At 59.7% G+C, this 12,941-nt stretch carries 12 protein-coding genes and 1 pseudogene; 5 read left to right on the forward strand and 8 right to left on the reverse strand.

Annotation, left to right across the window (positions count from 1 at the left end; translation table 11 throughout):
- Positions 1 to 51: 51 nt before the first annotated feature.
- A pseudogene (locus GJA_RS26750) lies at positions 52 to 850 on the reverse strand (IS5 family transposase).
- 106 nt (positions 851 to 956) lie between these two features.
- Entirely contained in the window at positions 957 to 1,559 is a 603-nt protein-coding gene (locus tag GJA_RS14135; RefSeq protein ID WP_144241541.1) for a hypothetical protein, read from the reverse strand.
- Between the two features lie 364 nt (positions 1,560 to 1,923).
- On the opposite strand from GJA_RS14135, the gene GJA_RS14140 reads away from it, so the two are divergent.
- A complete protein-coding gene (locus GJA_RS14140; RefSeq protein WP_038493247.1) occupies positions 1,924 to 2,379 on the forward strand; it encodes a hypothetical protein in 456 nt (151 codons plus the stop codon).
- 52 nt (positions 2,380 to 2,431) lie between these two features.
- Here GJA_RS14140 and GJA_RS14145 read toward each other — a convergent pair whose 3' ends face one another.
- From GJA_RS14145 to GJA_RS14155, 3 genes are all read right to left on the reverse strand, one after another.
- Positions 2,432 to 3,079: a YolA family protein gene (locus GJA_RS14145; protein WP_038493249.1), complete on the reverse strand. Its 648-nt coding sequence runs from the start codon at positions 3,077 to 3,079 to the stop codon at positions 2,432 to 2,434.
- A 185-nt stretch (positions 3,080 to 3,264) separates the two neighbouring features.
- Positions 3,265 to 3,948 carry a DUF2325 domain-containing protein gene (locus GJA_RS14150; RefSeq protein ID WP_038493251.1) on the reverse strand — a complete coding sequence of 228 codons (684 nt, stop codon included), beginning with the start codon at positions 3,946 to 3,948 and terminating at the stop codon, positions 3,265 to 3,267.
- Between the two features lie 152 nt (positions 3,949 to 4,100).
- On the reverse strand, positions 4,101 to 5,009 hold the full coding sequence (locus tag GJA_RS14155; RefSeq protein WP_051780855.1) for a LysR family transcriptional regulator: 909 nt from the start codon (positions 5,007 to 5,009) through the stop codon (positions 4,101 to 4,103).
- 139 nt (positions 5,010 to 5,148) lie between these two features.
- Between GJA_RS14155 and GJA_RS14160 the strand changes: the two genes are divergently transcribed.
- A complete protein-coding gene (locus GJA_RS14160; RefSeq protein ID WP_038493253.1) occupies positions 5,149 to 6,006 on the forward strand; it encodes an oxidoreductase in 858 nt (285 codons plus the stop codon).
- Between the two features lie 116 nt (positions 6,007 to 6,122).
- Here the strand turns inward: GJA_RS14160 and acpA are convergent, their stop codons facing one another.
- Positions 6,123 to 8,252 carry an acid phosphatase gene (acpA, locus tag GJA_RS14165; protein ID WP_038493255.1) on the reverse strand — a complete coding sequence of 710 codons (2,130 nt, stop codon included), beginning with the start codon at positions 8,250 to 8,252 and terminating at the stop codon, positions 6,123 to 6,125.
- 275 nt (positions 8,253 to 8,527) lie between these two features.
- Here acpA and GJA_RS14170 point away from each other — a divergent pair, with 275 nt between their 5' ends.
- A complete protein-coding gene (locus tag GJA_RS14170; protein ID WP_038499873.1) occupies positions 8,528 to 9,781 on the forward strand; it encodes a cytochrome-c peroxidase in 1,254 nt (417 codons plus the stop codon).
- Here the strand turns inward: GJA_RS14170 and GJA_RS14175 are convergent.
- A complete protein-coding gene (locus tag GJA_RS14175) occupies positions 9,766 to 10,674 on the reverse strand; it encodes an AraC family transcriptional regulator (protein ID WP_038493257.1) in 909 nt (302 codons plus the stop codon). The genes GJA_RS14170 and GJA_RS14175 overlap by 16 nt on opposite strands.
- 139 nt (positions 10,675 to 10,813) lie before the next feature.
- Here GJA_RS14175 and GJA_RS14180 point away from each other — a divergent pair, with 139 nt between their 5' ends.
- Positions 10,814 to 11,575 (forward strand): SDR family NAD(P)-dependent oxidoreductase, encoded by a 762-nt coding sequence (locus tag GJA_RS14180; RefSeq protein WP_038493259.1) that lies wholly within the window; start codon positions 10,814 to 10,816, stop codon positions 11,573 to 11,575.
- Positions 11,576 to 11,883: 308 nt separating this feature from the next.
- Here GJA_RS14180 and GJA_RS14190 read toward each other — a convergent pair whose 3' ends face one another.
- Complete coding sequence (locus tag GJA_RS14190; protein ID WP_038493263.1) at positions 11,884 to 12,375, reverse strand: heme-degrading domain-containing protein; 492 nt, start codon at positions 12,373 to 12,375, stop codon at positions 11,884 to 11,886.
- 139 nt (positions 12,376 to 12,514) lie between these two features.
- Here GJA_RS14190 and GJA_RS14195 point away from each other — a divergent pair, with 139 nt between their 5' ends.
- A complete protein-coding gene (locus tag GJA_RS14195) occupies positions 12,515 to 12,733 on the forward strand; it encodes a hypothetical protein (protein ID WP_038493265.1) in 219 nt (72 codons plus the stop codon).
- Positions 12,734 to 12,941: the final 208 nt, after the last annotated feature.

The raw sequence follows: 12,941 nt of genomic DNA on the forward strand, positions 1-12,941 counted from the left end.
CAGCAAGGAACTGCACCCGATGAATAAATCAATGGTTCCCTAAGAAGCTGTTTAAAGTCTATGCAACAACAGTGACAAGAAGGCGAGCACGACAAATAGTCGGCTCGTCTCCAGTTTGCGCTCACAGTTTTTTCACAACCGCCGGCATTTCTCCAGCCAGGCGAATGAGCGCTCGACAACCCAGCGCTCCGGCATCGCCGCAAAGGTATGCAACTCCGATCGCTTTGCAATTTCCACCGATGACTCCAGCAACTCCTAGACGGCATCGGCAAACGGCTTGCCGGTATAACCGCCGTCGGCCAGCACATTTAGCACAGACGGCAGGGCATGCCGATAGCGCGCAAACATCGCCAGCGCACCCGCCCGGTCAGTCAGATCAGCGGTGCTGACATGCAGCGCATGCGGCAATCCCTGAGTATCGACAGCGATATGACGCTTGATGCCCGATACTTTTTTGCCTGCGTCATCCCCCTTCTGCCGCGCGCTGTTCGTATTCTTGACGCTTTGCGCATCGATGATGCAAAAAGTCGTTGAGGCCGCTCTGCCATGGCATAACCGCTCTTGCCGCACCTGATTTTTTTAAAGCCTGCTCAAGCAGGCTGGGTGTATCGTCCGATGACGTGCGGCTCCAGAGGTCAAAGTAATACCACACGGTCGTCCACAAGGGGAAATTTCCCGGTATGCCGCGCCAGGTACAGCCGTTCTTCAGTAGATACAGAATCGCACAAAATACATCGTAGAGATCGACTTTCCTCGGCGCCGTTTTATGCTGTCTGGCCCCTTCCAGTATGCTACGTACCGCTTCAAATTGTTCCCTGCTGATATCGCTCGGGTACATCTTTCCAGACATGGCGTGAGCGCTCCATCGTTCAACTCATGGAGCGTTTGACACCAGAATAATAAACAGGTTCTAAGTCAAAACAAGGCAAAGCGACATGCAGTCTTGCATTCGAGCTTTAGCGCAGCACGTAACGCCAGCCCGCGCCCTCCAGCGCAAACGTGAACCTGGTCTGGATATCGTCGGGACGGCTGGGCACGCTCAGCACGGCATCGCACTCCAGGTAGCCCGTCTTGCGCTGCATTTCACAGTGATTCAGGGCAGTGACCTGTATCGTGGTCTGCGCTTCCCGCATCTGCGCATCCTGCGCCGCCGCCGGATTGGCGGCCGCTTCCTGCGCGGCCCAGGCGCGCAGCATGGCTTGCGCCTCGGCGGGCGCCGGTCCCGCGAACCTGGCATCCTTGCGCTCGACGCCCACCCAGGTGGCGCCCTCCAGGCGCAGCGGCAACACTTTAAAACCGTCGCGCATGCCGACGCTCATGCCCACCAGGCAAACCACCTCCCCTTTGACTTCCTGCGACTCCTGGCAGCCCAGCAGGCTGGTGACCTTCACGCCGATGGGCACCGGCGATCTGAGCTGCACAACCGCTGCTTGCACGGCGGCGTGAATCTGCTCCTGGGTCGGCATGGGAACGGCATGCGCGGGCAAGACCGCAAAGAAGATCATGGCGGTCAGGGCGATAGTGGTCAGGCGCATGGTGTACAGGGAACAGTTATCCAAGGCGCGCAGTCTAGCACTTTACATAAAAACAGCTTTTTCTTTTACGCCCGGACAAGCCGATCGAGCAAAAAGCCGCGCCGCCGGACCGAGTCGCCCAACCCGAAAGACAGGCTGGCGCGGGCCGTGGGATAACACTAAAACAGCGCTGCAGGACGTGATTCCGCGAGGATATTGATATAACTCAAGTCATGTGAAATTATTTCGCATATGCAACGATAGTTTTGCAAAGATGAAACTTATGACTAGCTTGGTGTAAGTAATGAGTAGAGGCACGTTCACACTTCTGTTTAGTAAAATGGAGGAACCATGCTGCAAATAAAATATTTTTGTCGATGCCGGTGTATTTCCAAACCAAGGAGGTTTCATGTCTATCAATATTGGTAATAATTTTCCTTTTATCAACCAATCTCAACAAACTGCCAAGCCAAAAGAAAATGGTCGCGACACTGCATCATTTGCGGATGCCCTAAGCAAGAGTCAACAGGCATCCGGCAGTTCTGCCTCAGCTGATCGTAACGAAAAATATGATTTCAAGAATATGACGCCGAGAACCATGCGTGAAACCATGAATAGCCTTATTCGCAACGGAGAAATGACATTCGAAGAGTCGACTCCACTCATGGCCATGATTCCATCGCCGTTGTCAAAGGTAAATTATGACGGAAATATGCCTGCGTCATTTGATCAATCGTGGGATTTTCTTGCTAAAATCCAGGACGGAATAAGGGGAGCGCTTTCCAGAAATGAAAAGGCAAGTGCCGACACAATGCAGCAGACGTATGATGCATTAATGCGTCTCCAGGGCGGAAAAAAGACCTGAAGCGCCTGCACAAAGAAAAAGGCCGGAAATTCCGGCCTTTTTTCCAAGCGTATTATTTGATGAGGATGCTGGTACTTAAGGTATTGAATGGCGCATTGATGGAGGTGTCCTGGAATTGGAATTTTCCGCTCTGCTGGCCGTCAAGATTATAATATTTCATCCATCCGACTACCGTGTATCCAGCAGGACATGGCCAAACATAATTGTTTCCGACTATGCAAATTGATTGATTTGTATAATTTGCCGACTGTGGCAAGAGTCCGCCATTCATCCAGGCAAAGGGACTGGCGCCATAGCCGATTTCTTGTACCGCTACCCTGAGTAGTTGGCCGCCGTGATCACAGGTCGTCGAAAGTTGACCGAGAATCGTCATATACTCCCAGTCGCAATTCGAAGAACCAACTGCATAGATAGCAACGCGCGACAAAGCTGGGGCCGGTGCCAGCTGTGGACCTTTCGGAGCGAGCGAGTCGCCGCCGCTGGCGACGGATAGAACGCCCTGGCTTTCCAGGGCCGGCAATGAAACTTCACTCAGCTTCACCGGCATTGCATCGCCAGATGCGTCAGCGGCTGCTAATGCAAACTGCACTTTATTTTCCGGCTGCGCGGATCCCGGCTCTTTATTTTCTTGCGAATAAGCATTTGTACTCATGAATGCAAGCATTGATATAAAAATCGGTAATGCGAATTTCTTCGTCATGGAAAAACTCCAAAGTGGTATGTCTGAGTTATAGTGGAGACGAATCGTTTCGATAAGCGATTCGTAAATGGCGGATATTGAAAATTTATCACCATTTCATGATGTTATACAATATTTAATTGTTTATTGTCAATAGCCAGGGAAATTTGATATTAATAAATTTTCGTAAATTATCGTGTGAATCGTTAGATTGAGGTATTAAACACGTCCAGGCTGCGCACAAAATGCATCGCCTGCGGCTGCTCCACCAGCACGCACTGTTTACCCGTGCGTTTGCAATGATCCTGCACCCGCCAATACGCATCGTGGCTGACGCAGCCGGTCTGGCAAATCACCAGGTCGGCTTCGACCAGGCTCGCTTCCAGCGCCGCATCGTCGCCGCCATGGCCGCCCGCATGGTGCAGGAAGCGTCCGCCCGCATCTTCGATCGCCTGCTGCGCCAGGCCGGCGCCCGACTCGTCCTGGCCGATGCACAACACGGATTTTTCGCGCAGGTCGGCCGGCACCCCGGCCGGCTGCGACGCGGCGCCGGCCGAGGTCCTGGCGAACCATTCATGGTGCAGCAGTTCGCGCATCAAATCCTGCACCCGCTCGCTCAGCCATTCGACCCGCCGCGCCAGCGTCTGCCGCGCCGGCAAGCCGGGGATCGCCGCCTTCAACTCCGCCATGTCTTGCCGCGCATACGCCAATTGCGAGTCGCGCACGATGAGTTGCGCGCGCAGGCGCATATTGTCGGCCTGCAGCGACGCGATGTCGGCGGCCTGCTGCGCCAGCATACTGCTGCAGCGGCTTTGCACGCGGCCGTATTCCTTGATCAGCATGCCGTATTCCTGGGCGATGCGGTCCGGGGTGTCGGCGGGACTATTCATGGTTTCTCCTCTGTCTTTGCGGGCGACCAGTCAGCACCGCAGGTCGTACATGATAGACATTATAAATGAGAATCATTACTATTTGCCATGATGTCTGTACGGTCATGCAAATTAAATAAATATTGGCGTTTATTGCAGGATAGTGGCTTGTCTCAGTCCAGTTGCGGGAACACGCCCGGCGCGGCCTGGCTGACAAAATCGATGAAATTGCGCACTCGCAGCGGCATCTGGGTGCGCTGCGGGTAATACATGTACAGGCCGCCATTGGCGGTGGCCAGTTGCGGCAGGATAGCGACCAGCCTGCCCTGCGCCAGTTCGTCGGCGATCAGGTACAGCGCCAGCTGGCCGATGCCGACACCGGCCAGCACCGCCGCCACTTCCGCCTCCACATTATTGAAGCTGCACACCGCGCTGACATCCTGGTACACCGTGCCGCCGTCGATATGCAGTTCCCACGGCACCATCCGTCCCGAGTTCGGCTGGCGGAAACCGGTGCAGCGGTGCAGCGTCAGTTCGGCGGCATTGGCCGGCGCGCCGAACTGCTTCAGATAAGCCGGCGCGGCGCATACCAGCAGCGGCAAGTCGCTCAATTTGCGCGCCACCAGGTTGCGCTCGGGCGGATTGCCGGCGCGGAAACCGATGTCGATTTTCGCCTCGACCAGGTCGGTGAAATGATCCTCCAGCAGCACATCGAATACCGCGCCGGGATAGATGCGCTGGAAATCGCGGATCAGCGGCACCAGTTGCCGGTTCGCCATCGAACTGGGCGCGGCGATGCGGATCAATCCTTCCGCCTCCTGGCGGCTGGTCTGCACCTGGTCCAGCGCTTCGTCGAGCAGCCGCAGGCCGGGATTGGCCAGCTCGAACAATCTTAAACCATCATCGGTCGGACTCAGGCTGCGCGTGGTCCGGTGCAACAGCCGCACGCCGAGATAGGTTTCCAGCTGGCGCACCGCCTTGCTGACGGCTTGCGGCGTCAAGCCGGCTTCACTGGCGGCGCGGCTGAAACTGCGCGCCCTGACAACAGCGATGAACAGGCTGACGGTACGGGCTTTATCCATATTCAGATTGAAATCGGTTTACAAGTATTCACAACTGAAAGATGAAAATCAAACAGCTTTACATACTCTAGTGTAACACCGGGCTTCCTCTTACACTGGATTCCGTTGCACTGACTCTTCACCCCACAAAGGACACATCATGAAAAACAGCACGCCTAAAGTTTGGTTCATCACCGGCGCATCGCGCGGTTTCGGTCTACTGGTCGCCAGGAATGCGCTGGCCCGCGGCGACCAGGTGGTCGCCACCGCGCGTCATCCGCGGCAGGTGATCGACGCACTGGGACAACACGACAATCTGCTGGCCGTGCAACTGGACGTGAGCGACGAAGCGTCGGCGATGGACGCCGCCAGGCTGGCCGTCGAACGCTTCGGCCGCATCGACGTCTTGCTGAACAATGCAGGCTTCGGCTTGCTGGGCGCGGTCGAGGAATCGAGCGCCGCCGAAGTCAAGGCGATTTTCGAGACCAATGTGTTCGGCCTGCTGCATGTGACCCGCGCCGTGACGCCGTACATGCGGACCCGCAAAAGCGGCCATATCATCAATATCTCGTCGATCGGCGGTTATGCTTCGTATGCCGGCTGGGGCGTGTACGGCGCCAGCAAATTCGCGGTCGAAGGATTGACCGAAGCGCTGGCGATCGAACTGGCGCCGCTCGGCATCCGCGCCACCGTGGTCGAACCGGGTTTCTTCCGCACCGACTTCCTGGCAGCCAATTCGCTGCTGGAAACCAGGGCCCGCATCGATGACTACGCGGCGACGGTCGGCGCGATGCGCGACTTCGCGGCCGGTTACAGCCACAAGCAATTGGGCGACCCGGCCAAGCTGGCCAGCGCCATGCTGGTATTGGCCGACAGCGAACAGCCGCCGGTGCGCCTGCCGCTGGGTACCGACACGGTGGCCAAAATCCATGAAAAGAACCGCTTTGTCGAAGCTGAACTGAAGCAATGGCTGGAGCTGGCCAATTCGACCGATCACGACGACAGCATCGTCGCGTAAACATCGCATCATCTCTTCAGCCTGCCTGAAGCAGCACCGCCGCGACACTGCGGCTGTGCTGCTTTCTGCTTCAGCGCCGTTTCAGACGACGCCGACGTGGAAGCCGACCATCAGGCTTACTCTTGCGGCAGCAGCGCCAGCGCCGCGCTGAAGTCGCCCATCGGCTTGCCGCCGTTGGCGACCAGCGATTTATCGCGCAGCGTCAGGCCGTCCAGTACCGGCAGCGAGAAGCGGTGGGTAATCGCGCGCAGGATCGACGCGGAGTCGTATTGCGTGTGATCGACCAGGCCCTTTTTCACGTAGGGCGACACCAGGATCGCCGGCACGCGGGTGCCCGGGCCCCAGCGGTCGCCCTTCGGTGGCGCAACGTGGTCGTAGAAGCCGCCGTTTTCATCGTAGGTGACGATGACCAGCATGTTCTTCCATTGCGGGCTCTTTTTCAGCTGGGCGATGACGCTGGCGATATGCGCATCGCCGTCGGCCACGCTGGCGTAGCCGGAGTGCTGGTTCAAATTACCTTGCGGTTTGTAGAACGCCACCGCTGGCAGCTTGCCGGCGCTGGCGTCGCTCAGGAACTGGCTGTCGAAATCGCGCAAGTGGGCGGCGCGGTAGGCTGGCGCCTTGACCGGGTCCATGTCGGCGTAATAATTGAACGGCTGGTGATGGAACTGGAAGTTCGGCGGATTGGGGAAGCTGTTGTTGCGCGTGCCGGCGGTGGCCAGTGCGGTGGTGTCTTTCCATGCGCCGGCATACCAGGCCCAGTCGATGTTCTTGGCCGACAGCAGGTCGCCGATATTGGTCTGCGTCTGCTGCGGCAAGGTGGTCGCCTTGCTGGTGTCGGCATACAGCTTGCTGCCGTCGCCGGCGGCCGGGGCGTTGCTGCTCGGCTGGAACGGCGGCTGCATGGTGTTCACGGCGTAAAACATGCCGCTGCTGTCGGCCGGGGTCAGCGTGCTATCGTTGGCGTAGGCCGGCGGACCGCTCAGCACCGATGCCGGCGAGCTCGGCGACGGCGTCAGGCGCACGAAGTTACCCTTGGCGTTGACGTCGATCTTCGAGATCGAATTCCTGGCCACCGATGTGTCGGCGTTCGGATAGGTCGGCGCGCACGCGCAGATCAGGTATTGGTGGGTCAGGAAGGAACCGCCGAAAGCGCCGATGAACAGGTTGTCGGCCAGCGCATATTGCTTGGCGATGTTCCAGAGCTGCATCTTGCTGCCGTCGTAATAGCCCATGGTCAGGCCGCCGGCGTCGGTATAGGCCGCGAACTTGTCGTTGGCGCCGCCGTTGATCTGCATCTGGTTGTTATAAAAACGGTGCACCAGGTCGCGCGTGATGACCGATTGCGGCAAGTTCAGCGGGCTGTTCACGTCATCGATCTGGAATGGCTTGTTCGGCAGGTTGGCCGATTGGGCCTGGGTGATGACGGTGCCCTGGCCGGCCGCCGTCATGCCGCCCCAGGTCGGCGGCAAGACTGGCAAGACGCTGCCGTCGATATCTTTTTGCGGCACATAGGCCGAGGCCGACGTCGGGTTCACGCCCGGCACGCCGTTGGCGCCAGGGAACAGGCCGTACAAATTGTCGAAACCGCGGTTTTCCGCGTAGATCACGACGATGGTCTGGATATTGTTCAGCGCCAGGCCGCTGTTCAGCGCGGCCAGCGCATCGGCCGGCGCGGCTTGTCCGCTGGCGCCGGCGATCACCGCCGTGACGCTGGCATTTTCCGCTTTCAGCTTGGCCAGATCGTCGCCGCTGGCCTTGTTGAAGTCGGACGCCAGGCTGGCTTCCGACACGCCGATGCGCGCCGCCAGCTTGCTGCTGGCGCCGGCAAAGTCGCCGCCGTTGCCGTCCATGACCGCGGCCAGCTCGGTCGACAGCGCGCTGACAAAGTTGGCATGGCCGGCCGGCGCGCGCAACATCAGCTTTTGCGTGACCTTGGCGCCGGCGTCGCCCAGCACATCGTGGCGGATCGCATCGGTGCCGACCACGGCCAGCACGGCGCCCTGGCCGTTGAGCGTAAAGCTGCCGTCGGCGCCGGTCTTGACCGGGGTCGAATTGCTGTCGCAGGTCAGCTTGGCGGAGGCGCTTTCCAGGCACACCTGGGCATTCTCATAATAGCTGCCGATCACCTGGCCCTTGGTCGCCGCCGGGTGGTCGCTGCTGCCGCATGCCACCAGGCCGGCGCTCAAGCCCAGCGACAACAGCAATGGCAAGGGACGTAAAGCTAATCTTGCGTGCGGATTCATGTTTCTTCATGCCTTAGGGGTGGAAAACCCAGCATGCTATTGAGCAAATATTTCAACTTGATGAAATCACGGCGATGTTACATTCCGATACATTGCTGTTGTTAAATGATGGCCTCCATTTAATTTTTAATGGAGCAGCGCCTGCTTGTCATGGTCTTGTCATAGTCTTGTCACACTCGGCTGCTAGGCTGGCCGCCCATGTTCCGTCAATCAACGCCAGCAGCCGAGCCATGCCGCGGCAGCCCTACTTCTCTCCCTTCCCGATTTCGCCGCTCATGAAACTGACGCCATCCCTGCCCGGCCTGGTCTGCGCCGTCTTGCTGGCCGCATGCCAGCCGCAGACGCAGCCGCCGCAAAAAGGCGCGCCCGCCGCCTACCTGACGGCCGCCTACACGCCGACATTAAAACGCCAGCCGTCGGTGGCGGAAATGACGGCGATGGGACGCGCGATGTTTTTCGAGCCCGGCCTGTCGGTATCTGGCAAGATGTCGTGCGCCAGTTGCCACAGCCCGGACCACGCCTACGGCCCGCCGAACGCGCTGGCGGTGCAACTGGGCGGTCCCGAATTGAAGGACGCCGGCACGCGCGCCGCGCCCTCGCTGCGTTATATCCAGAACGCGCCGCCGTTCACCGAGCATTTTCACGACGATGACGGCGACGACAGCGTCGACGCCGGCCCGACCGGCGGCCGCAACTGGGACGGCCGCGCCCAGTCCGGCCACGAACAGGCGCTGACGCCCTTGCTGTCGCCGCATGAAATGGGCAATCCCGATGTCGCCTCGGTGGTCGCCAAACTCAGACAGGGAGCGCTGGCGGCGCAATTCCGCCAGACCTACGGCGACGATATCTTCGAGCAGCCCGGCCAGGCGCTGCGCTGGGCGCTGATGTCGCTGGAAGTATTCCAGGAAAGCCCGGCCGATTTCTACCCGTACACCAGCAAATACGACGCCTTCCTGCGCAAGCAGGTGCAATTGAATCCGCAGGAATTGCGCGGCCTGGCGCTGTTCAACGATGAAAACAAGGGCAATTGCGCGTCGTGCCACATCAGCCAGATCACGCCCGGCGGCGTGTTCCCGCAATTCACCGACTACGGCCTGATCAACATCGGCGTGCCGCGCAACCGCAAGCTGCCGGCCAATACCGACCCGGCATTTTTCGACATGGGCCTGTGCGGCCCGGACCGCAGCGATTTAAAAGATCACAAGGAATACTGCGGCAGCTTCAAGACGCCGTCGCTGCGCAACGTCGCGCTGCGCAAGGTGTTTTTCCATAACGGCAGCTTCACCAGCCTGGAACAAGTGCTGCGCTTTTACGCGCAGCGCGACACCGCGCCGCAAAAATGGTATCCGAAGAACCGCGATGGCAGCGTGCATAAATATGACGACCTGCCGCCCGGCCTGGAAGCCAACGTCAATCTCGAAGCGCCGTTCGACCGCAAGCCGGGCCAGCCGCCGGCCTTGAACGACAAGGAAATCGCCGACGTCATCGTATTTTTGAAGACCTTGACGGATGGTTACAAGGCGCCGTGAAGCGAGGCGCCGCCGGTTTTCAGGGCGGCGATATCGCGCCGCGGCGGCGCGCCGAACATGCGCGCATATTCGCGGCTGAACTGCGACGCACTTTCATAACCGACCCGGAATGCGCTCGTCTCGACGTTGGCCGCATCGGCCACCATCAGCCGACGCGCTTCCAGCAAGCGCAACTGCTTCTGGTATTGCAGCGGCGTCATCGACGTCAGCATCTTGAATTGCCGGTGAAACGCCGACGGACTCAGCTGCGCTATCACCGCCAGCTCCTCGATGCTGACCGTTTCCGCGTAACGGTCGCGCAAGGCGTGGATCGCGCCGACGATGCGCTGCGCATGACGGCTGCCCAGCGCCATGCCGGCCACTTCACTGCCGTGCGGACCGCTCAGCAGCCAGTAACACATCTCGCGCATGATGGCCGGATACAGCAGGCCGATCGCTTGCGGCGTATCGAGCAGGCGCACCATGCGCAGCGCGCAATCGGCCAGCGGCCCGTCGAAATCGGTAACGAACACACTGCTGGCGACGCGGCTGCCCGTTTGCGGTGGCGTATCCAGCTGCTCCATCACCTCGCGCATCACGGCCAGGTCGAATTCGATGACCAAACCCAGGTAAGGCCGATCGGCGCTGGCTTGCGCGACCCGGCCGAACGCCGGCATTTCGACGCTGACCAGCAGCGCCTGGCCTGGACCGTAATCGACGTGCCGGTCGCCGAACAGCGCCCATTTCGCGCCCTGCACGACGATGCACAGCGCCGGCTTGAAGATCAGGTGACTCGGCGGTTTTTCATGGTCCGAGCGCAGGATGGTGAATCCCTTGATCGCGGTGGCGAACGGACTGTCGCCAGTCTGCTTATCGGTATAGCGCTGAACGGCGTGCAGCAATGCTTCGGGCATGGTGGATTTCCGGCTGTTTTGATTGATCGAGATTATAGGCCGCAAAACAGGAATAGGCAGGAATAAGCTAATTTCCGCCATTTAAACCGAATATTCTCGACAGTATCATGCATGCACTTAAACCCAAACGGAGTACATTATGCAAAACAGCAGCAAGATCGCGCTCATTACCGGCGGCAATCGCGGCCTTGGCCGCAACACCCTGCTCCATCTCGCCGAACGCGGCATCGATAGCATCTTCACCTATTGCAGCAACCGGGCCGAAGCGGACCACGTCATCGCCGCCGTCCACGCTCTCGGACGCAAGGCCGTCGCGATCCAGCTGGACACCGCCGCATCCGCCTCGTTCGACAGCTTTGTGCAACAAGTGCGGCGAGCGCTGGCCGAACTGGGCGCGCAAGGTGTCGATTACCTGGTCAACAATGCCGGCACTTCGCATCACAAACCATTCACCGATGTCACCGAAGACGAACTGGATGCGCTGTACCAGGTTCACGTCAAGGGCGTGTTCTTCCTGACGCAAAAACTGCTGCCGCTGATCCAGGATGACGGCCGCATCGTCAACATTTCCAGCGGCCTGACCCGCATCGTGATTCCCGGCAGCATCGCGTATGCGGCGATGAAGGGTGCGGTCGAAATCCTGACCCGCTACCAGGCCAAGGAACTGGGCGCGCGCGGCATCGCCGTCAACACCGTCGCCCCCGGTGCGATCACGACCGATTTCAGCGGCGGCATGGTGCGCGACAATCCCGAACTGAACCAGCGCGTGGCCGGCATGACGGCGCTGGGACGCGCCGGTGTGCCCGACGATGTGGGCGCGATGATTGCGTCGCTGCTATCGGAGGATCAGCGCTGGGTCAATGCGCAGCGGATTGAGGTGTCGGGGGGGATGTGTATTTAAGACTGTTTTTCGACTGACGTCTTTGTTTTGTCCGGCAAGAAAGCGCGCGTCGTACGCAATTTTCATGGAAAGGCAATCCAGGTCCGCGGCCTGGCCGGATGGCGCGACGCGAATCCGACCAAGCCCGGCCCGGCATTTTCGCTACGCTTAGAGCCTATCCCAGTAGTGAGCGTCTTCTGCTGGCCGCGCATCAGCAGCGCGGACCAGGCGTGAGGAGGACGCGTGGCGGGCCACGCGACGACGATCAACGCAGTCCCCGTTGCTGAGGGGCGCCAGCAGGGGACGTATTCATCTACTGGGATAGGCTCTTAATCCAGCGCGACTTCCGCCAGCGGCACGCCGATCATCGCGGCCAGCGCCTCGACCACGATCGCATGATCGATACGCTGCGGCGCGCCGGACACGGTGACGGTGCCGATCGCGCCCAGACCGTCGACCATCAGCGGGAAGCTGCCGCCGTGGGTGGCGAAGTCGCGCTGCGGGCGGCCGGATTTCTGTTCCAGCGTGGTGCCATCGCGTTCCCCGGCCAGGCCCACCGCATAGGAACTGGTGTGCAAGGCGTCGACCGTGTTGCGCTTGCGGCGCGCCCAGTCGGCGTTGTTCGGCGAGGTGCCCGGCATGGCGTTATAGAAAATGGTCTCGCCGGCGACGCGGATGTCGATCGCCAGCGCCAGGCCGCGCTCGCGCGCCAGCGTGCGGATAGCGGCGCCCAACTGCCACAGCATCTCGTAGTCGAGACGCGCAAAGCGCAGGCGTTTTTCCTGTTCGGCGATTTTTGCCAGGTCGGTTTCGATGCTCATCAAGGCTGCCTTTCGATACGGTTGAAAACGCCATTGTGCGCGATGGCGGCGCCGCCGTCGAGGGCGCAGCGTGGCGCCGCGCAAACGGGCTGGATGCTAATATGATTACATCAGCATCACAACTTCACAAAGGAACAGGATGAGCGACGTCGTACAACAGGCATTGATTCATGCCGGACAAGAAAACATGGCCAGCGGCACCACGCCGTGGGTCGTGACGCTGGTCACGGGCGAGAAGCTGACCGGCCCGATCAGCACGGTGGCGCATGGCATTTACGCGATCGGCTCCAGTCAGCTGAAGTGGTTTGCCAGCGACAAGGTGGCCCATTTGAGCGTCTCGAGCGCGGGCGTGTTCTAGCCATCAAGCAATAACCATAGCAATACATCCGGCGGCGCTGCCTCACGCCGCCACACTCTCCCCTCCTCCGCACAGCCTGGTTCGCACCAGCATCTTCCCCCTGTCAAAACAGCTTCCGAGCAACGTTCGCCACGGCCATCACATATTTTTCATCCATCAGTGTCGCATGTCCTCGAATGAAAACGATTACTTTCAGTAATCATCAAAA

This window comes from Janthinobacterium agaricidamnosum NBRC 102515 = DSM 9628, from assembly GCF_000723165.1.
GTDB lineage: Bacteria > Pseudomonadota > Gammaproteobacteria > Burkholderiales > Burkholderiaceae_D > Janthinobacterium > Janthinobacterium agaricidamnosum.

Coding starts and splice junctions, on each gene's coding strand:
- GJA_RS14140 (WP_038493247.1), top strand. CDS start 1,924: ATGTCTATCAATATTGGTAATAATTTTCCTTTTATCAACCAATCTCAA.
- GJA_RS14145 (WP_038493249.1), bottom strand. CDS start 3,079: ATGACGAAGAAATTCGCATTACCGATTTTTATATCAATGCTTGCATTC.
- GJA_RS14150 (WP_038493251.1), bottom strand. CDS start 3,948: ATGAATAGTCCCGCCGACACCCCGGACCGCATCGCCCAGGAATACGGC.
- GJA_RS14155 (WP_051780855.1), bottom strand. CDS start 5,009: ATGGATAAAGCCCGTACCGTCAGCCTGTTCATCGCTGTTGTCAGGGCG.
- GJA_RS14160 (WP_038493253.1), top strand. CDS start 5,149: ATGAAAAACAGCACGCCTAAAGTTTGGTTCATCACCGGCGCATCGCGC.
- acpA (WP_038493255.1), bottom strand. CDS start 8,252: ATGAATCCGCACGCAAGATTAGCTTTACGTCCCTTGCCATTGCTGTTG.
- GJA_RS14170 (WP_038499873.1), top strand. CDS start 8,528: ATGAAACTGACGCCATCCCTGCCCGGCCTGGTCTGCGCCGTCTTGCTG.
- GJA_RS14175 (WP_038493257.1), bottom strand. CDS start 10,674: ATGCCCGAAGCATTGCTGCACGCCGTTCAGCGCTATACCGATAAGCAG.
- GJA_RS14180 (WP_038493259.1), top strand. CDS start 10,814: ATGCAAAACAGCAGCAAGATCGCGCTCATTACCGGCGGCAATCGCGGC.
- GJA_RS14190 (WP_038493263.1), bottom strand. CDS start 12,375: ATGAGCATCGAAACCGACCTGGCAAAAATCGCCGAACAGGAAAAACGC.
- GJA_RS14195 (WP_038493265.1), top strand. CDS start 12,515: ATGAGCGACGTCGTACAACAGGCATTGATTCATGCCGGACAAGAAAAC.